Annotated in this window: 20 protein-coding genes; 5 read left to right on the top strand and 15 right to left on the bottom strand. The window is 51.5% G+C overall.

From position 1 onward, the window contains the following. Window positions 1-68: 68 nt before the first annotated feature. From ACLB09_RS23625 to uptA, 3 genes are read right to left on the bottom strand one after another with little or no spacing between them, the layout of a single operon-like run. Window positions 69-695 (bottom strand): MBL fold metallo-hydrolase, encoded by a 627-nt coding sequence (locus ACLB09_RS23625; RefSeq protein WP_410772288.1) that lies wholly within the window; start codon window positions 693-695, stop codon window positions 69-71. A 7-nt stretch (window positions 696-702) separates the two neighbouring features. Continuing rightward, window positions 703-1,269, bottom strand: coding sequence for a thioredoxin family protein (locus tag ACLB09_RS23620; RefSeq protein WP_410772287.1), 567 nt, complete (start codon window positions 1,267-1,269; stop codon window positions 703-705). Further along, window positions 1,270-1,884 carry an undecaprenyl phosphate transporter UptA gene (gene uptA / locus ACLB09_RS23615; RefSeq protein ID WP_410772286.1) on the bottom strand — a complete coding sequence of 205 codons (615 nt, stop codon included), beginning with the start codon at window positions 1,882-1,884 and terminating at the stop codon, window positions 1,270-1,272. A 161-nt stretch (window positions 1,885-2,045) separates the two neighbouring features. On the opposite strand from uptA, the gene ACLB09_RS23610 reads away from it, so the two are divergent. Continuing rightward, the gene (locus ACLB09_RS23610) at window positions 2,046-2,354 is read left to right on the top strand and encodes a dehydrogenase (protein WP_410772285.1); all 309 of its coding nucleotides are present in this window, start codon (window positions 2,046-2,048) and stop codon (window positions 2,352-2,354) included. 19 nt (window positions 2,355-2,373) lie between these two features. Here the strand turns inward: ACLB09_RS23610 and ACLB09_RS23605 are convergent, their stop codons facing one another. From ACLB09_RS23605 to yyaC, 5 genes are all read right to left on the bottom strand, one after another. Then, window positions 2,374-4,659: an O-antigen ligase family protein gene (locus ACLB09_RS23605; protein ID WP_410772284.1), complete on the bottom strand. Its 2,286-nt coding sequence runs from the start codon at window positions 4,657-4,659 to the stop codon at window positions 2,374-2,376. A 662-nt stretch (window positions 4,660-5,321) separates the two neighbouring features. Next, window positions 5,322-6,494 (bottom strand): class I SAM-dependent methyltransferase, encoded by a 1,173-nt coding sequence (locus ACLB09_RS23600; RefSeq protein ID WP_410772283.1) that lies wholly within the window; start codon window positions 6,492-6,494, stop codon window positions 5,322-5,324. Between the two features lie 59 nt (window positions 6,495-6,553). Next, entirely contained in the window at window positions 6,554-7,210 is a 657-nt protein-coding gene (locus tag ACLB09_RS23595) for a DUF6483 family protein (protein ID WP_410772282.1), read from the bottom strand. A gap of 316 nt (window positions 7,211-7,526) precedes the next feature. Then, entirely contained in the window at window positions 7,527-8,327 is an 801-nt protein-coding gene (locus ACLB09_RS23590; RefSeq protein WP_410772281.1) for an alpha/beta fold hydrolase, read from the bottom strand. 75 nt (window positions 8,328-8,402) lie between these two features. Then, a complete protein-coding gene (gene yyaC, locus ACLB09_RS23585; protein WP_410772280.1) occupies window positions 8,403-8,945 on the bottom strand; it encodes a spore protease YyaC in 543 nt (180 codons plus the stop codon). A gap of 138 nt (window positions 8,946-9,083) precedes the next feature. Between yyaC and ACLB09_RS23580 the strand changes: the two genes are divergently transcribed. Further along, window positions 9,084-9,308 carry a DUF1128 domain-containing protein gene (locus ACLB09_RS23580; RefSeq protein WP_410772279.1) on the top strand — a complete coding sequence of 75 codons (225 nt, stop codon included), beginning with the start codon at window positions 9,084-9,086 and terminating at the stop codon, window positions 9,306-9,308. 14 nt (window positions 9,309-9,322) lie between these two features. Here the strand turns inward: ACLB09_RS23580 and ACLB09_RS23575 are convergent, their stop codons facing one another. Continuing rightward, the gene (locus ACLB09_RS23575; protein ID WP_410772278.1) at window positions 9,323-10,036 is read right to left on the bottom strand and encodes a pirin family protein; all 714 of its coding nucleotides are present in this window, start codon (window positions 10,034-10,036) and stop codon (window positions 9,323-9,325) included. A gap of 207 nt (window positions 10,037-10,243) precedes the next feature. On the opposite strand from ACLB09_RS23575, the gene ACLB09_RS23570 reads away from it, so the two are divergent. The 3 genes from ACLB09_RS23570 to ACLB09_RS23560 all read left to right on the top strand — a co-directional run bounded on the left by ACLB09_RS23570 (window position 10,244) and on the right by ACLB09_RS23560 (window position 11,373). Continuing rightward, complete coding sequence (locus ACLB09_RS23570; protein ID WP_410772277.1) at window positions 10,244-10,699, top strand: YtxH domain-containing protein; 456 nt, start codon at window positions 10,244-10,246, stop codon at window positions 10,697-10,699. An 86-nt stretch (window positions 10,700-10,785) separates the two neighbouring features. Then, a complete protein-coding gene (locus ACLB09_RS23565; protein ID WP_410772276.1) occupies window positions 10,786-11,106 on the top strand; it encodes a DUF5665 domain-containing protein in 321 nt (106 codons plus the stop codon). 42 nt (window positions 11,107-11,148) lie between these two features. After that, window positions 11,149-11,373: a hypothetical protein gene (locus tag ACLB09_RS23560; protein WP_410772275.1), complete on the top strand. Its 225-nt coding sequence runs from the start codon at window positions 11,149-11,151 to the stop codon at window positions 11,371-11,373. A gap of 85 nt (window positions 11,374-11,458) precedes the next feature. On the opposite strand, the gene ACLB09_RS23555 is transcribed toward ACLB09_RS23560, so the two are convergent. Genes ACLB09_RS23555 through ACLB09_RS23530 form a run of 6 tightly spaced genes read right to left on the bottom strand, consistent with a single transcriptional unit; the run spans window position 11,459 to window position 16,651 of the window. Next, a complete protein-coding gene (locus ACLB09_RS23555; protein ID WP_410772274.1) occupies window positions 11,459-12,433 on the bottom strand; it encodes a magnesium transporter CorA family protein in 975 nt (324 codons plus the stop codon). Window positions 12,434-12,470: 37 nt separating this feature from the next. Next, the gene (locus ACLB09_RS23550) at window positions 12,471-13,247 is read right to left on the bottom strand and encodes a sigma-70 family RNA polymerase sigma factor (protein WP_410772273.1); all 777 of its coding nucleotides are present in this window, start codon (window positions 13,245-13,247) and stop codon (window positions 12,471-12,473) included. Beyond that, entirely contained in the window at window positions 13,244-13,693 is a 450-nt protein-coding gene (gene rsbW / locus ACLB09_RS23545) for an anti-sigma B factor RsbW (protein WP_410772272.1), read from the bottom strand. Before rsbW ends, ACLB09_RS23550 begins: the two co-directional genes overlap by 4 nt. Window positions 13,694-13,709: 16 nt before the next feature. Beyond that, entirely contained in the window at window positions 13,710-14,048 is a 339-nt protein-coding gene (locus ACLB09_RS23540; protein WP_410772271.1) for an STAS domain-containing protein, read from the bottom strand. Between the two features lie 59 nt (window positions 14,049-14,107). Next, window positions 14,108-15,757 (bottom strand): response regulator, encoded by a 1,650-nt coding sequence (locus ACLB09_RS23535; protein WP_410772270.1) that lies wholly within the window; start codon window positions 15,755-15,757, stop codon window positions 14,108-14,110. Between the two features lie 18 nt (window positions 15,758-15,775). After that, on the bottom strand, window positions 15,776-16,651 hold the full coding sequence (locus ACLB09_RS23530; RefSeq protein ID WP_410772269.1) for a CheR family methyltransferase: 876 nt from the start codon (window positions 16,649-16,651) through the stop codon (window positions 15,776-15,778). Between the last annotated feature and the right edge of the window lie 24 nt (window positions 16,652-16,675).

Here is a 16,675-nt window from a genome sequence, read left to right as displayed (position 1 = left end):
TCCAGCTTTTTTGCACTTTTTGTGCAAAAATTTGTTGTAAAAGGTCTCTATACGTCAGGATATCACTACTAGGACACGTAAGGATTATTCGTCTTTTCGTATCCGATAGTCGTTTTAGGGCCATGTCCGGGATACACTTTCGTTTCATCCGGAAACCGGAACAGCGTTCCGCGGATTGAATTATACAGGTCCGCTTCGCGGCCACCCGGGAGGTCGGTACGTCCGACGCCCATTTTAAACAGGCAATCGCCCGAGAACAGGTCGCTGCCGCACAGAAAGCTCACACTGCCAGGCGAATGGCCCGGCGTATGATAGACCGTGAACTCATGGCCGATCAGCGTGAGCTTCTGTCCCTGGGCCAAATCGAACTCGGCGGGATCACTTGCGACCGGCTCGGTTACGTTAGGCCACATCAACGATCCGTTCAATTTCGGCGTCGTCAGCCATTCGCTTTCCAACGGGTGCACATAAACGGGACAGCCCTTCAGCTTGCGGACTTCATCCAGACCTCCGATATGATCGAAATGGGCATGCGTCAGCAAAATCGCTTCGATTTCCAGACTCTCGATCCGGCGAAGCAGCGGACCCGGGTTCGAACCCGGGTCGATAATTACGGCACGGTTCTCATCTTCCCCCCGCAGCAGGTAAGCATTAGTCTGAAGCGGTCCAAGGGAAAAACTTTCTATTTTCAACATCTGCAGTTCACATTCCCGAGATCAGCGCCCGCAGTTCGGCAACCACCGACGCGTTCACTCCGGCTCCTTCCTTATATCTCTCCGCCATCCGCTGCCGGACGGCACCGATTTTTTCTTCGTAATCCGAGGCTTCCCGGTCCGGGTTCTCCCGTTTAAAGTCTACCATCAGAGCTTGCACATGCGCAGGACGGGGTCCCCAGTGGCCGAGCACATGTCCGCCGGTATCCGCAACAATCACAATGGGAACGGAACGGCCGCCCATCGTCAAAAAATGGTCCATGACATCCTGATGCTCTTCCAGGATCAGCACTTCCGTCTTCAATCCCGACGCCTCCAGGGCGCGGAATATGACCGGAACGCTGCGTACGACATCGCCGCACCAGTCGGCAGCCAGAATCAATATGCGGAGATCGTCACGGAAATTCAAGCTTTCAAAAAACGTACGGTCCTCTTCGCTTACCCAGACGAAATTCTCATACCCTTGAGCAAAAGCTTCCTTGTTCCGCTGCATGCTCTCCATAAATTGCCGGGGAGCAATCCCTTTTCCAAACTTTTCGGCCACATTCACACTCATTCAGGCATCTCCTTTCCTTTTGGAAGAATTAAACCATTTTACCAGCACATATACGATCAGCAGGGCTAGGGCAACGAGCAGGATCGGCATAATGTAAGGGCCGGCCTTCTCGTCGATATGCTTCCAGTTTTCGCCAAGCAGCATCCCCAAGTAGATGAACAGCACGGACCAGGGAATGACCGCCAGGGTCGTCAAAAGCAAGAATTTGCCCACCGGCATTTTGGCCATTCCTGCCGGAATGGAGATCGCATGTCGGGCTACTGGAATAAACCGGGCGGTAAAGATCACGCCGGGACCGTACTTCAGAAACCATGCTTCGGAAACATCGATATGCTTTTTTTGAATCAGAATATATTTGCCGAATCTCTCCAAAATGGGTCGTCCGCCATATCGTCCGATCCAGTAAATAAACAACTGGGCGATAACTCCGCCGACAACCCCGAAAAGTACGGCACCCAGGAAATTAATATGGCCCGAATGTACGAGATATCCCCCGTAAGCCAACACGATTTCGCTCGGAATAACCTCGATCATGAGGCCCAGCATAATTCCGAAATACCCCAGTTGTTGAATCCAGTCAAATAATGTCGCAACTACATTAGAAATCCAATCCACTGCGTAGTCCTCTCCCCTAAACATATTAAGCACGGCCAAAAACGTCTTATCACCAGTCTATTCTATCATAGCCTGGGACATGCGTTCTACTTTGCCAAGCTAGACCGGTGTCCCTATTTCCGTGCCGCGCATATGTTGGGAGAAAAGGAGGCGGTATCTGAATGAACACGCCCGGAAAACACTCAACCTCGCTCCCTACGCCGCGCAAAATCCGCCGCGGATGCAGCAAAGAACTGTACCGCACGGTCAAGCGGCTGGGAGTTTATATTCCGGAGGAGCTTATCAAACAAGGCGAAACGTTGTATTACAAAAAGGTCATCGGCAATCTCCTATGGATCGGGGAGAATATCAGCAACCGCAAATTGCTTGCCGATTGGTGGGATGATGCGGTCAGCGCCGAACTGGCCGAATTGTGGCAGGTTGACCGCGAAGCGCTTTCCCGCGCTTTCCGGAGCGCTTTTGGCGGATAAGCGAAATTGCGGGAGCAGCTCAGCGGGCCTTTGGCGATGGTACCGTAGGGAAAGCCAGGGGTCCGGCCGGGGCCGTGTTTGCAGGAGCGGAAGCGGGAACAGGCGGAATTTCTCCGATCGTCTCCAGCAGGCCGGCCCATTGAACCGCTTCGCGGGTCAACCGGAATCCCCGGTCATTGCGGTCCCCTTGGGTCCGCTCGGCCAGCGAGACGTAATTACGGTAAAATTCCAGCCCCGCTGATGCGGCTAGCCCGGCCAGACCCGCTCTGCCATCCGCATGCAGCCTGTGTGCAAGCAGGCTGATGCCCCGCAGCGCGGCCGTTTGCGTAGTACGGCTGTAGCGGTCCAGTTCCGCCGCGCGGCGCAGATGGATGAGCGCGGCCGGTTCGCCCTGCTGCGCGAGGGCCGTTCCGAGCGCGAGCTCCAGGCCGGGATGGCTGGGCTCGTAAGCCATCCCGCGGCGCAGCGCTTCGGCCGCCGCAGCGGGCGCTGAGACGGCGGCCCAGGCCAGGCGGGCATCGGCGTGCCACGGAGCCAGGGCGACCGCGCGTTCCAGCTGCCGGGCCGCCTCGGCCGGGCGGGACGAGGAAGCTAAGGCTGCGGAATGCTGCAGCCGCTGGCTTTCCGCTTGACGCAGCCCCGTTACACCGCCCGCCAGTAGCATGACCGCCAGAAAGCCCGCGCTTATACGGCGGGTCCATCCTTGCCCGGAAAACGCCCGGACAAGTCCCGGCAGCAGCAGAGATAAGGGTGCCCCCCCGCTGCTACCCCAGACTACCATCCATAAAACCAGCAGCCAAAAGAGCCCGAAGCTCATATCAAAATCAATAGAGCTATGCAGCAAAAGTACGGCAAAGGCGGGCAGCAGACGGCGGTTATTCCGGTACATGGCGGAGGTGGAGACGCCCAGCCAGCACAGCATCACCGCCAACCCGAATAGCCCCAGATCCAGCGCGATATCGAGGTAGCCGCTGTGTACTTCGCTACCGACGTAAGGGCGGCTTTGGATGCTGCGGTACATCGTCCGCCAGACATCTCCTCCCTGCCCGAACCAGGGGGAGTCCCGCAGCAGCCGCAGGGCGTCGGCGTAAAGTTCGCCGCGGGCGTGCAGCGTAGCGGCGCGCGTCAGCCGCCCGGCCAAGCCGGACAGCGCAGCTAGTCCGCCCGCGGCCGCAAGCGCGGCCAAGCCGGCGGCGCAGATTAGCACCGCGGCAGGCAAGCGCCGGGCACGGGGCAGCGCTATGGCGCGAGGCCGGGCGCCGGCGTCTGCGCCGCCGGGCGGGCGGGTGCGCCTTAGCGAAGCCGCGCGGGCGGCCAGCCCGGACAGCGCCAATGCGGCCGCCAAAACGGCGGCCAGCGACAACAGTCCGGGCAGCGCAGGCGGTGCCAACTCCGCGGCGGCGAGCTGGCACGCGAGCAGCGCGCCTGCGGCGGCGGCCACGCCGGTGTGCAGCGCATAGCGCAGCCGCTCCCGGCTGCGCAGCAGCAAGCAGCCCGCTGCCCAGCCGGCGGCTGCGGCGATGATCGCGCCGCGCGATTCCGACAGCAGCAGGCATAGGGCGAAGACCGGCGCCAGAGCGCCGGTCCGGTAACCCCGCCAGCGTGCTGTCCGCGTAAAAGCCGCGGCGGGCAAGCGGGCCAGGGCGGTCAGCCGCTCCAATAGCGCGGCCGCCATCACAGCCCCGAACGTGTTCGGGTACTGGAACAGACCGCCCAGCCTGGCCCCCGCCGCCGCAACCTCGCGATCCTCCGTACGCAGGATCGCATCCGGCAATGGCAGCAAACCATAAACGGCTGCGAGGGCCATCAAAGCAATACCTCCGGTTAGAATCAGCCAGCCCCGCTCCAAAAACGCCAGCCCGCTTCTACGCCTACCGACCTCCAGTAACGCATTTCCGAAACAACCGTAAAACAGCCAACAAAGAACCGCGATAATCGTCGCCTGATATGATAAATACCGATTCGGCAGATGAGCCGCATACAACACGGCAATCGCAAAAGGCCCGGCCGCCAAAAGCGTCCCGATATCCGATGCGCCGCCCCCGTATGCCCGCGAAACTCGACTAGTTCCCGATGACTCGATGGGCCTTTGCCCCCCTGTCGTTCCTAATATAAATTCACTCACTTTTATTGCTCTTGCTGCTTCTGTTGTTTCTCTTGTTGTTTCTCTTGTTGTTTCTCTTGTTGTTTCTCTTACTCCTTTTTCGCCTTCTACTCCTTTGTCTTCTTTTACTTCTGCTTTCCTCGTCTCATCCGATACTCCTGTTGCATCCGCTGCTCGTCTTCCCCTTGTTCCCCATACCACTCCAGCTACTATTGCTCCGGCTATAAGCCACATGGATATCAATAATAATGATGGAAATGTATCGGCAAAAAACATCCCGCCTATTGAACAAAGGGATGCAGCCGTGATCAGGATACCCGTTGGCAATATAAGTTTCCGGAAAATTGCTGCAGTTCGGCACGACATAGTTCAATTTCCCCTCCTTCCTCAACTGATTCAGACTGCAAAAGAGATATTCAATCGAACTCGTACTCCCTAAGCGGACAAAACCCCAATTTGTCCACCTAAAAGTGGACAAGAGGACAGATTTCTCCCCTATGTAAAATTATCTATATCCGGTATATTACCAAAATGAAAAACACTATATATTGATCTTTAAGTGGCAATGGTTAGATATCTCTTTCGCAGAAAAGTGTCCACTATTTAAAAGACATTTTGGCAATTTGTCCATAGCCAGTGGACGGATCGAAGGGAAATCGTAATTCAAGAAACACCAAAAACAACAAAAAGGCCAACACTCTAAGTGTTGACCCGATCCTTTCGCTTCAAACGCCCCGTGGGAGCCTCCCGGATTGTTCCATGGCCCCCACGTGGCGTTTGATCTAAAGCTGATCTATTTTTTTGTTCTTATTATTGTTCTTATAATTCTTTGCTATCGTCCCGGTCTGCCCGATCACCCCGGCCTAGTCGTCGACTTTCGGGAGCAGGTCTCTGCAGGCTTTTTCCAGGTAAGGCTCGGCCTTGAGGAAATCGCGGAATTCCGCATATTCTTGCCATAAGCGGTCTTTGTCGGAGACTTTTGCTTTTACTGCGCGGATTAAAATGTTTTTGGGCGTATGCTCCATGTCTATGAATTCGAGCAACTGCGTTCTGTAGCCCATGATATCGAGCAGTTTGGCCCGGATGGCGTCCGTCGCCAACGCGGAAAAACGTTCCTTTAGGATGCCATGGGACAACAGGGGATCCAGTACGGGGCTGTTGATTTGTCCAAACAGTTCATGCTGACAGCACGGAACGGATAGGATGACGGAAGCTCCCCAGCGGACCGCTTTTTCCAAAGCGGCATCGGTTGCGGTGTCGCAGGCATGCAGCGTCACGACCATATCGACCTCATTCAATTCGTCATAATCAGCGATGTCCCCGACAAGGAACCGCAAATTTTGATATTGCAGCTCTTTCGCCAGCATTCCGCAGTGTTCGATCACATCCGCCTTCAGGTCGAGTCCGACAACTTTCAACTCTCTTCGCATTTCCACCGACAAATAATGATATAGCGCAAACGTTAAATAAGACTTGCCACAGCCGAAATCCACGATGGTCAGCGGACGCCCTTCCGGTAAATGAGGGAGCACATCCTGAACCATCTCGAGAAAACGGTTAATCTGCCGGAATTTGTCATACTTTTTGGCCAGCACTTTTCCTTCCGGATTCATAATTCCCAGCCTGACCAAAAAAGGCACCGGTTTTCCTTCTTCGAGAATGTATTGCTTTGACCGGTTGTGCATGAGGTTCCCCGGTTTCTTGGTCGGCGATTTGGTCAGGATCGATACTTTATATTTCTTGCTGATCAGCACTTGATAATCCGCATCGGCGGTAAACAGCAGCCCCTGCCGGAACGATTCTTCAAACAGCTTCATCAGCTCGTCCTTGAGGGAGGCTGCCGGGATATTTTCATGAAGCACCTTATTGCTGTAGTGGTAAGCAAACTGGTAATGCAACGCCCCTTTCAGCATGACGGGCTTAATCACCGTTTTGGTGTAGCCGTCCTCCCCGGCTTTGCGGCGTTGGCTTAACGTAGCAGCAATAAGACTGCTCTGCTCCGTAATTTGATGTATGAGATTGCGTAATGCTTCCATAAACGATACAGCTACCTTTCATTTTCGAGATGTGCAAATTTATATAAATATGATGCTCTTCACTCTTTGCCGGATTCATCGATCCAGTCCTGCAGCCCTTCCCTGACTTCCTCCTGCGGTAATCCTCCCAGCCGCAGTCTTTCCGGGGACAATGTAAGGAGCCGCTCATAAAAAGCAATGCCCTCCGCTCTATCTGCTGCTCCGTTTTTCAACAGACGATAAAGCGCATTTTCCGCCTGGTCATAACGCCCTTCGCTTTCTTCGTAGCTAAGCAATAGGCGTTCGGTGTCCGCTGGAAGCTGATAACCTTTGAGAATGCCAAGTAATTCGTTAACTTCACTGCTTATATTCCATAAGTCGCGATCGGCTCCATGCTGGCTCGCCGCCAAATATAAGTGTAACGCCTTCATCCAACGAAAAATCCCTTCGTCAAACTGACCCGACACGCTGTAAATATCGCCTTCTTCCTTTACCAGGCGGGCCAGGCTTTGCAATTTATCAGCTTCCACGTTCCCGCCGGTGCGCATTAACTCGACGATGTCTTTTGCGGCAAGGGAACCCACAAGCCGGGAATTTAGCCGAAACTGCTTTTTATACAGCTCGTCTAGTTCCCATAAAGCTTCAATCCATTTCCGCTGCTGCTTAAGATCAAACACTTTACCGATGATCTCGGTCATTTCCTCGATCATGCGGACCAAATAATCTTTTCTGAGCATCCGGCCCCCATCCTTTCCTCCGTGACTCATTAACATCAAATTGTAAGCCATTTCGGTCTTAAATTCCAGTTACTCCCCCGAAGACAGGGGGCAGAAGGTTGAAAGAGTGTATATGGATCGGTTGGGGTTGGTGGGGTTGGTGGGGTTGGTGGGGTTGGTGGGGTTGGTGGGGTTGGTGGGGTTGGTGGGGTTGGTTCAATTGAGATTAATTTAAAGCCGGGGATATAAACGGAGCGGCCGCCAAGCCCTTGGATGCCCTTCACATCAAAAACCGGAGTCTCCAGGACTCCGGTTGGTAAGCGGCTAAGCGCCAGGTTTATTTTTCCGACTCGTAAACGCTTTGCAGGAAGTCCCCAATCACGGCTGATAGTTGTTCCGGTGCTTCGTACATGCTCATGTGGCCAGCGCCTTTGATGACGGCTTTGGTTACGTTGTCGCCTTCCGTCGTGAAGGTGCGTTCTATCGGAATAAGTTGATCGTTTTCGCCGGCGACCAACAGGACTGGCAGGACTGTCGCCGATAAAACGTCCCGGCGGTCGATCCGCTCACGCATGGCCATCGCCGATCCCGAAGCCCCATGCGGCGGTGTTTTATAGCCGATTTCTTTGGCCCGGTTCACTTCGGTCGTCAGTGTCTCTCTCAACTCCGGAGCAAACAGTCCCGGAACCAATCCGTCGACAAACGGGGTAATTCCTTCGCTGCCGATGGCGGCCACCGCCTGCAGCCGTTTCTCCTTCGCTTCATCGCTGTCGGGATATGCCGTGGAGTGGATCAATCCGACTCCGTTCAGCCTTTCGGAATATCGCTGCAAAAGCGATAATGCAACGTATCCTCCCATGGAGTGTCCTAGCAAGGTATAGCGCTCGATACCCAGGTCCGCCAGCAATCCGGCAACATCGTCGGCCATTTGTTCAATGGTATAGGCCCCTAACGGAGCATCCGATGTACCATGTCCTCGCAGATCAGGAGCAATGACTCTGTAAGAAGCAGCCAGCAAGGGGATAACCTGCTCCCAGTACGCGGAACTTCCGCAGAAGCCGTGCAACAGGACAACCGTTTCTCCCTGCCCTTGCATTTCATATGCCATCGTAAACCCGCCAACCGTTGTTCTTTCCATAACGCTTCCCTCTTTTCCTATATAAATGTTCAAGAAACTCACCTTTGATTATGTAAAAATCCTGATTCCTATTATTTAGCCAAATTCATCGTAATTGAAACCGGAGATAATCGATTCCGCCAGCACCCTTGACATCTCCATAACCTGATGGAGCGAGGTCATCTGCAGTGTCCAATATGGCTTTGGACCGTTTACGTTTACGACCGCCGCTACGCTGTAATGGCCTACCGCCGGCAAGATTCTGCCAACCGATTGGGCCGGAAGAAGCGGAAGTCCCGATACCTGATAACTTCCGACAGAGGAAGCGGCTCCGAGACAAGCATCGATCGCCACGATGATGTGTCCCTTCGGAATGGCAGACATTCGCATTTCCAGATTGACCGCATCACAAGGGAATTTCAAAGTTCCGATCACGTTCGTAAATCCTTGCTCTTCAAGGCGGGAACCGACGAGCGGGCCAAGGGCATCTCCGGTGGAACGATCCGTTCCAATACAGAGGAAAGTAATTTTTTGGTGCGGATGCCTCTTCCTGATCCCGTGAAAAAAACCGGCGAGCTCGCTGCCGGTCATTTTTTTTCGTTCAAATCCCGTAACCGGTAATACGCTGCTCTCATCCATCCACAGCCGCCCCTTTCCTTTTCAAGGTACCCTGATTGTACCGCAATCGTCTTTCATCCGCAAAACATAGTGTGCGAACCCGGTACCGAACATGGTACAATGACCGGGATAAGAAACGTAACGAAAGGATGAAGGCAAATGGACTTAACTCAAAAAAACCAGGAAAACGTGGAATATATGATTGAAGCGATCAAGACGAAGCTGAAAATGGCGACCGGAGCCGCCATGAACGCTTCCGCTTTTCAAGTGGAACAGTACGACGACATTCTGGATATTTATGAACTCGTGATGAGCAAGGAACGCCTCAGCATTTCCGAAGTCGAAGCACTCGCTCAAGAACTGGGAAAACTCCGCAGCAAATAGGTATTCTTGGCTTATTATGGCATGTCGATGACCATGAGTTCGGCTTGTTCTTCCCCCGTTTTGCGGATCTTAAGATCATGCCCGCTCTGAATTCTTGCTGCATCGCCGGGTCGAAGGGAAAATTGCTGATTACCGCATTCGAATTCGATATGTCCCGAAATCAGGAATAAATGCTGTCTGCGATTGTGCGTAGGAATCAAGATCTCCCTGTTATCCGCAAAAACAGGTACATACACATCTACATCCTGATGAATCCGCAGCCGGCCATCGTTCCCCTTTCCACTTACGACCGGCTCCGATATCCCGACCCGGGTTGCACGGGTCACTTGCCGGTCATCTCTGGACGGGGTTAAATTTCTGCGATCCGGAAGGAACCATAATTGAAGATAACGAACCGGGTCCTGTTCCGAAGGATTAAACTCCGCATGAGTAACTCCAGTCCCCGCACTTAATACTTGAAAACTGCCCTCCGGCAATATCCGGGTATCTCCCGAGCCGTCGGAATGTCCCAAGGTACCCGAAATTACATAGGTTAAAATTTCAAGATCATGATGCGGATGAGGCTCCAGCTTCTTGCCGGGGACCAGCGTATGATCGTTCAATACCAATAAGCAGCCGAAATGGGCATTGCCGGGGTCGTCGTAATCCGCAAAGGAAAAGCTAAATTCACTATGGACAGGACCGTATCTGGCCGTATGGCGTTCTTCGGAAGTAACCACCTTAATCATCCTAATCCTCCTCGCTCTCTTCATATACCTTCATGGATTTGATATTTCTTACCCTCATCCCAAATCCGTTAATCAAACGGGAATCATTAATGCCGCCTTTTTGTTTCACCCCTTGCCTTATCGTTTATATACGAAGTAAGAAAAGCAAGCTTCAAGGCAGCTTTATTCTTTCAACAATTCAATTCTATATAAAAGGAGCGATGGATCATGAATAAAGCGGAAGAAGAATATCCAGTACAAAGCGGTGGAACCTTCACGAAAGGGCTTGTGATCGGGGCTTTGCTCGGAGCGGCGGCCGCATTGTTGTATGCACCTAAGCCTGGACGGGAGCTGCGGAGCGATTTGTCGGATAAACTCAGTGTGGCTACGGATAAATCCAAAGAGATAGCTACGGCGGCTTGTGAAAAAGGATCCGAACTGGCAAAAACCGTTGCGTCCAAAACTACGGATTTGGCGAAAAGCGTAAGCAGCAGTGCCAGCAATATCATGTCCAGCGTCAAAGAAGCTTCCGCCGATGTCTCTGAGGATATCAAAGAAGAAACTAAAGGCATTGCTAAAGAAGCCGGGAAGACGTCCCAGGACATCAAGGATGACGTTAAGAAAACAGCCGATGAAACCAAACGCGAGTTTGGGTCATCCGCGAATTCTTCCTCTACGCTGTAATCGGGGCTGTCCCCTGAAAACGCCAGCTCGGGCAGCTGGCGTTTTCTTTTTCACTCCAAAAATTCAAAAGAAGGAGGCTGCGAACAATGGCTCGCATCAATCCCTATGACACCAAAGATCATCCCTTTGAGCTTCGGCATGAAGTGAAGCGCCTCAACGGGAGGCTGGACAGTATTGCCGACATGCTGGAGAAAGCGGACTTCAAGGATATCCTAGAGAATTATACGAATCCGAAAAAACGGGTGATGACCAACTTTATGGCCGGTCTATCCCGTGGTCTCGGGCTAAGCGTAGGCACCTTCGTTATCCTAGGTTTGCTCGGTTGGGTTCTAAGCTTGTTTGTGGATCTCCCGATGGTAGGCGACTATATAAAAAGCCTTCAGGACTACATTAAATCCAAGCCTTGATGAAACACTATTTTCTAATGCAGGGTAAAAGGAGTGATTCCGATGGGTTTAAAAAATGCGGAGGAACAGCAGCAGGAATATGTAGAGAAGCAGATCCGCGAAGCGCGGGAAGGCGAATATCCGGAGCATAAGGACATTTCCCAAGCGGACAACGGATCCATGGTCAATGATATGGAAGATTTGAAGCAGCTCGGCGAGGACATGGAGGAGATGTCTACGGGCAGCGAAGACCGCAAACAAGGGATGGTTTCGGATCCCGAGCAATAGGTTTGACAAGCAGATTTTCATTTCGAATTAAGCGTAAACAAAAAACCTGAACGGCATTCATCCATGCGCTCAGGTTTTTTCATGTCTACAAATTCGAATTTTCCTCTTCAACCTCCAGCAGATCACCGGTCCATCCTTTGGCCTTGATCCAGACATAGAATCCGATCGTTGTAAACAAAGTAAGCCCGGAGATCAGCATAAAACCGAAAAATCCTTCCTTTACCCAAGGCAGAAAATCGAAATTCATGCCCCAGATCGCCCCGATCACCGTAGCAGGCGTAAAAATCGCCGTCATGATCGTTAATGTTTTCATGATGTCATTGCCCCGGAAGCCCGAGATGGCATCATCGATGGAAATCAAAGTATCGATCTCCTTTTCGTAATGCTTGACGAGCCCGCTCATGCGTTCAGCCCGATACTTGAACCGTTGGAAAGGCACGCTATCGTCCATCTGTTCCAAATAAGCTTCACGGGCGGCGGTTTCGAGTTCCAGAAACGGAATGAAGAGATTGGACCAATACAGCAGTTCAAAGCGGGAATTTAAGATTTGATCCATGAGATGCTTCCGGTTGCGTTTCTTCATGATTTCTTCAACCCGCCGCAGGTTTCGCTCAAACCGGTCCATGCCGTTATGAAAATAATGAAGGATCGTCCTGGCAAGCACAAACATGCCATCGACCGGCCTCGGGCACGCAAGCAGCATAGCGGCATGATCTTTTTCCCCCATGACCCTGCAGGTATGAGAGTCCAGATTGATCGTAATCAAAACGTCCTTGCCTACGAAGAAGTGCATCAGTATGCAATCCCGGGTTCCATCCTTGATTTCTTCTTCCACCGAATAAAGCAGGGAGCCGAAAATGATCGGCTCCCTGCCGCCCGGAAATCTCACGGACAAATAATTGGACTCTACCGTCGGAAGCATGTCCAGCCATTCCTTGGTAAAGGGATAGTCATTATATAATTGTCGTACCTCAAGTTCATCCCAGTTGTTTACTTGCAAACTTATCCAGGACCATTCCTGGCCGTTCTCGTTCACCCGAATTTTTCTCATGTCGTCCATGGGCCGGGCTCCTTTGTCCATAACGGAGTGTTCTTATTTAAAAAGTTGAATTCGAATTGGACATAATTTGCTTCAGCTTTTCCGTCGCCCTTTTTTGAATCCGGGAAACGCTCATTTGGGATACGCCCAGCTTTTGTGCGATCGCGCGCTGGGATTGTCCCTCCTGAAACGCCAGCAAAAGAACTTGCTGCTCCTGATCCTTAAGCTGACTGAGCGCTTGCTGCAAATCCATCCGCTTCTCAACCGTGTCGTAATCGTCGGCTTCCGAACTGATCAGCTCGCCGAGTGTTGCGGCACTTTCTTCCTGCGATAGCGGAGAATCAAGCGAAACGTAATGATAGCATTCCCGACCGGCCAGAACCTCAACCGTTTCCTCCACGGAAAGCTCCAGAAAGGCGGCAATTTCTTTGACATCCGGCGACCGTTCCAGTTTGACGGTCAGTTCGTCGATCGCCTGCTGAACCAAGGCACCTTTTTCTTTGATTCTTCTCGGTACTTGAATATACCAGGACTTGTCCCGCAAAAAATTCTTCATATGGCCGATCATGCTCTTCATCGCATATGGTTCAAAAGGGATACCCATCTCGATATCATATTGCTGCAGCAGACGAATCAGCGCCATTTGTCCTACCTGATACAAATCCTCGTACAGGTCGGGACGGTTTCGCGCAATTTTGCCCGCCGCCATTTTCACCATCGGTTCATATTTTTGAATCAGGACTGTAGCAATGTCATTGTCCTTGGTTTGCTGGTATTCCCAGATCATGCTGGTGGATTCATTCAAAGACTCGGGGGGAGTCAATTTATCCGTCATACCTTCTCCTCGCTCTTCATTAAGCGGCGAGTCATGACCACCTTTGTTCCTTTTCCGGCTTCATTCTCGACGCTAACCTCATCCATAAGCGCCTGCATGAGATAAAATCCGAGTCCGCCGATTTGGACCTCGTTCAGATTTTTATCGTGCAGACCCTGACGTTCGCCCGCGCCCCACGAATCAAAGCTCTCCCCTTCGTCTCTGACCGTAATGGACAATGCATCTCCGATGATTTCAAAGGTGACCTCCATCATTCCATTGCTATCCTTGTAAGCATACAATACCGAATTGTTACACGCCTCCGAAATAGCTACCTTCATATCTTCAATCTCTTCATAGGAGAAACCCATTTTGGAAGCTACACCATACAGATTCAATCTAACTATATCGACATACTCCGCAGTCGCCGGCAAACTGATTACAACTTTCTGTACTTCGTCTATCATGTTACTCTTTCCTTTCCTATTGGGAATTCTCCTGTGCGGCAAAAAATTTCGCGATTCCGGTCATATCGAACAGTTTTTGAATTTGATCCGGCACTTCCTTCACCAGAAAACCGGCTTCCATTCCATGCCTTGTCTTCAGTATGGACAACAGAATACCGATGCCCGTGCTGTCAATATACTTCAAGTCTTTCAGATTGATCACCAGATCTTGTTTCTCATTCAGAGCAAGAGGCTCCATTACCTGGCGGAAATCAGGAGCGACGGACAGATCCAACTCACCGCGTAAATACACTGTGCATGTACCGTTCTCCACTTGCGACGTAGCGGTAAACTTCTCATTTTTATTTGTATTCATAGACACTCTCTCCTGAAATATGTTTTCTTTATAAATAACCCGTCATACCGGGGGATGAATCAATGAACCGAAGATTCCGCAATAAAATTATTGTTATATTTGGATAATATTGACTTTATTGACCCTAATTTGATCGGCTTGCTGATATAGTCATCCATACCCGCTTGCATGCATTTGTTACGGATGCCGTCCATAACGTTTGCCGTCATGGCAATGATCTTCGGTTTTCTGCCGGGGTTCTGGCGTTCCCGAATCCGCATGGTTGCTTCCAGGCCATCCATCAGCGGCATCTGCAAATCCATGAAAATAAGGTCATACTCCTCCGAAAGCGCCAGCTCCACAGCCTGCACTCCATCTTCGGCAACCTCCGGTTCATAGCCCAGTTTTCGAAGCATACTTACCATCAGCCGCTGGTTCACCGGATGGTCGTCGACCACGAGCATCCGCTCCCGGTAATCCCGATTCCCCTCAAATGAAATCTCCTGCGCCGCACAAGCCAGCTCCGTTGTCTCATCTTCATAAAGACTTGCGCAAATGGTAAAAACAAATGTCGCTCCCTTTTCTTCCAAGGTTTCTACCCGGATGGTTCCACCCATCATGTGAACTAGCGTCTGGCAGATCGCCAGGCCAAGGCCGGTACCTCCATATTTTCTGGTCATCGACGAATCCAGTTGCGAAAACGGCTTGAATAAGCGGTCGATTTTTTCCGGAGCAATGCCGATGCCCGTGTCTTTAACCGTAAATTCAAGCATGCATTTGCCTTCATCCATTTCCTTGCTCGATACCACCAAGTAAATACCGCCCTTGTCGGTAAACTTCATCGCATTGGCGATCAGGTTGATGAGTACCTGACGAAGCCGGCCCATGTCCCCGTAGAGCAATGACGGAATATCCTCATCCACGAACGAAACGAGCTCTAACCCTTTTCTGCCCGCGTCCAGCGAGAACAGACTGATAACCTCCTGGATGGAAGCCCTGAGCTCAAACGGACTCTCTTCGAGTTCCATTTTTCCGGACTCCATCTTCGTAAAGTCAAGAATATCGTTGATAATTGTGACAAGCGTATCGGCACTGCCGCGAATGATTTCGGCATAATCTTTCTGCTCGTCCCTCAGTTCCGTCTCCATCAACAGATCGATCATCCCGATGACGCCGTTCATCGGCGTGCGGATTTCGTGGCTCATCATGGCCAGAAATTCCGTTTTCGCCTTCGCTGCAATTTCGGCAGCTTCCTTGGCCTTTACTAGTTCTTCATTAATCCGCTCAAGCTCCAGCGTCTTTTGCTGCAGCAGCATACTCTGGGTTTTGAGCCGCTGATTGGTCAGATACATGTCGACGAAGCCTTCGATTTTGGACCTGAGAATTTGCGGAATAAACGGTTTTACCATGTAGTCAATCGCACCGGCGGAATATCCCGCAAACAAGTGCTCCGCCTCTTTGCTGTTGGCAGAAATGAAGATGATCGGAATGTCCTTCGTCTTGTCCCTGGCCTTGATCAATTTCGCGGTCTCGATTCCGTCAAGCCCGGGCATTTGCACGTCAAGCACGATCACGGCAAAATCATCCTTCAATAAATATCTCAAGGCTTCCTCACCGGACGTTGCTTTCACCAAATTATATTGTTCACTTTCCAACACCGCTTCCAAGGCCATCAGGTTCTCAGGGCGGTCATCTACCAGCAAAATATGAATCGGTTCTTGGGCCCCCATGGAATCCTCCCGCATCCTTCATTTGATCTTTCGGTAAATCTTTTCTACCCGGTCCAAAGGCTCGTAGCAATCGACATAATCCGTAAAATGGATAGACTCCTTCGCCCCCAGTACGAGCACGCCGAAATGGTTCAGGCTCTCGTGGAACAGGGAATGAACCCGGTTCCTCAGCTTTTCATCAAAGTAAATCATGACATTCCGGCAAAAGATCACATTAAATTCATTAAATGATTGATCGGTTGCCAGATTGTGCTCGGCAAAGATCATGTTCTTGCGCAAAAACGGCTGGAATATCACGGAATTATATTTGGCGGTATAGTATTCGGAGAACGAGCGCGTTCCCCCCGCTTCCTGATAATTCTTCGTATACTGCTTCATTTTTTGAATCCCGAAAATTCCTTCTTTGGCTACTTGAAGCGATCTCGCGTTCATGTCGGTAGCATAAATCCTGGATTTATCATACAACCCCTCTTCATGAAGCAGGATTGCCATGGAATAAACCTCTTCCCCGGTCGAACAGCCCGCATGCCAAATGCGGATATACGGGTACGTCCGGAGCAGCGGAACCACCTTCTCCCGGAACGTCCGGAATAACGGAGGATCCCGGAACATCTCCGTTACCGGGATAGACAGGCTGTAAACGAGACGTTCGAAATAAGCTCGGTCATGCAGCACCTTTTCCTGCAGGCCTGAGATGGTTTCAAGATGCTCTGCGTGCACCTGATGCCATATCCGTCTCCGCAGGGAAGGGAGAGCATAATTCCGGAAATCATATCCGTATAACCGGTGGACTCCTTCAAGAAGCAGTTCGATTTCCAGCAGCTCCCGTTCGCTTTCAAGCGGCTGACTATACGATTCCAAATCCGGAAAATCCGGAAAATCACTGGGTGTCATAGATTCAACTCCGATTATATTAAC

This window comes from Fontibacillus forbon, assembly GCF_046559655.1.
Taxonomy (GTDB): Bacteria; Bacillota; Bacilli; order Paenibacillales; family Paenibacillaceae; genus Fontibacillus.
The sequence above is the reverse complement of the archived record's forward strand: the minus strand, read 5'-3'. Positions and strand labels throughout refer to the sequence as shown.

Bases quoted from the DNA above. Each gene is read 5' to 3' on its own strand.
- ACLB09_RS23530 (WP_410772269.1), bottom strand. From the start codon at position 16,651: ATGACACCCAGTGATTTTCCGGATTTTCCGGATTTGGAATCGTATAGT.
- rsbW (WP_410772272.1), bottom strand. From the start codon at position 13,693: ATGATAGACGAAGTACAGAAAGTTGTAATCAGTTTGCCGGCGACTGCG.
- ACLB09_RS23560 (WP_410772275.1), top strand. From the start codon at position 11,149: ATGGGTTTAAAAAATGCGGAGGAACAGCAGCAGGAATATGTAGAGAAG.
- ACLB09_RS23565 (WP_410772276.1), top strand. From the start codon at position 10,786: ATGGCTCGCATCAATCCCTATGACACCAAAGATCATCCCTTTGAGCTT.
- ACLB09_RS23555 (WP_410772274.1), bottom strand. From the start codon at position 12,433: ATGGACGACATGAGAAAAATTCGGGTGAACGAGAACGGCCAGGAATGG.
- ACLB09_RS23600 (WP_410772283.1), bottom strand. From the start codon at position 6,494: ATGGAAGCATTACGCAATCTCATACATCAAATTACGGAGCAGAGCAGT.
- ACLB09_RS23540 (WP_410772271.1), bottom strand. From the start codon at position 14,048: ATGAATACAAATAAAAATGAGAAGTTTACCGCTACGTCGCAAGTGGAG.
- ACLB09_RS23570 (WP_410772277.1), top strand. From the start codon at position 10,244: ATGAATAAAGCGGAAGAAGAATATCCAGTACAAAGCGGTGGAACCTTC.
- ACLB09_RS23550 (WP_410772273.1), bottom strand. From the start codon at position 13,247: ATGACGGATAAATTGACTCCCCCCGAGTCTTTGAATGAATCCACCAGC.
- ACLB09_RS23580 (WP_410772279.1), top strand. From the start codon at position 9,084: ATGGACTTAACTCAAAAAAACCAGGAAAACGTGGAATATATGATTGAA.
- ACLB09_RS23610 (WP_410772285.1), top strand. From the start codon at position 2,046: ATGAACACGCCCGGAAAACACTCAACCTCGCTCCCTACGCCGCGCAAA.
- ACLB09_RS23620 (WP_410772287.1), bottom strand. From the start codon at position 1,269: ATGAGTGTGAATGTGGCCGAAAAGTTTGGAAAAGGGATTGCTCCCCGG.
- yyaC (WP_410772280.1), bottom strand. From the start codon at position 8,945: ATGGATGAGAGCAGCGTATTACCGGTTACGGGATTTGAACGAAAAAAA.
- ACLB09_RS23535 (WP_410772270.1), bottom strand. From the start codon at position 15,757: ATGGGGGCCCAAGAACCGATTCATATTTTGCTGGTAGATGACCGCCCT.
- ACLB09_RS23595 (WP_410772282.1), bottom strand. From the start codon at position 7,210: ATGCTCAGAAAAGATTATTTGGTCCGCATGATCGAGGAAATGACCGAG.
- ACLB09_RS23575 (WP_410772278.1), bottom strand. From the start codon at position 10,036: ATGATTAAGGTGGTTACTTCCGAAGAACGCCATACGGCCAGATACGGT.
- ACLB09_RS23590 (WP_410772281.1), bottom strand. From the start codon at position 8,327: ATGGAAAGAACAACGGTTGGCGGGTTTACGATGGCATATGAAATGCAA.
- ACLB09_RS23625 (WP_410772288.1), bottom strand. From the start codon at position 695: ATGTTGAAAATAGAAAGTTTTTCCCTTGGACCGCTTCAGACTAATGCT.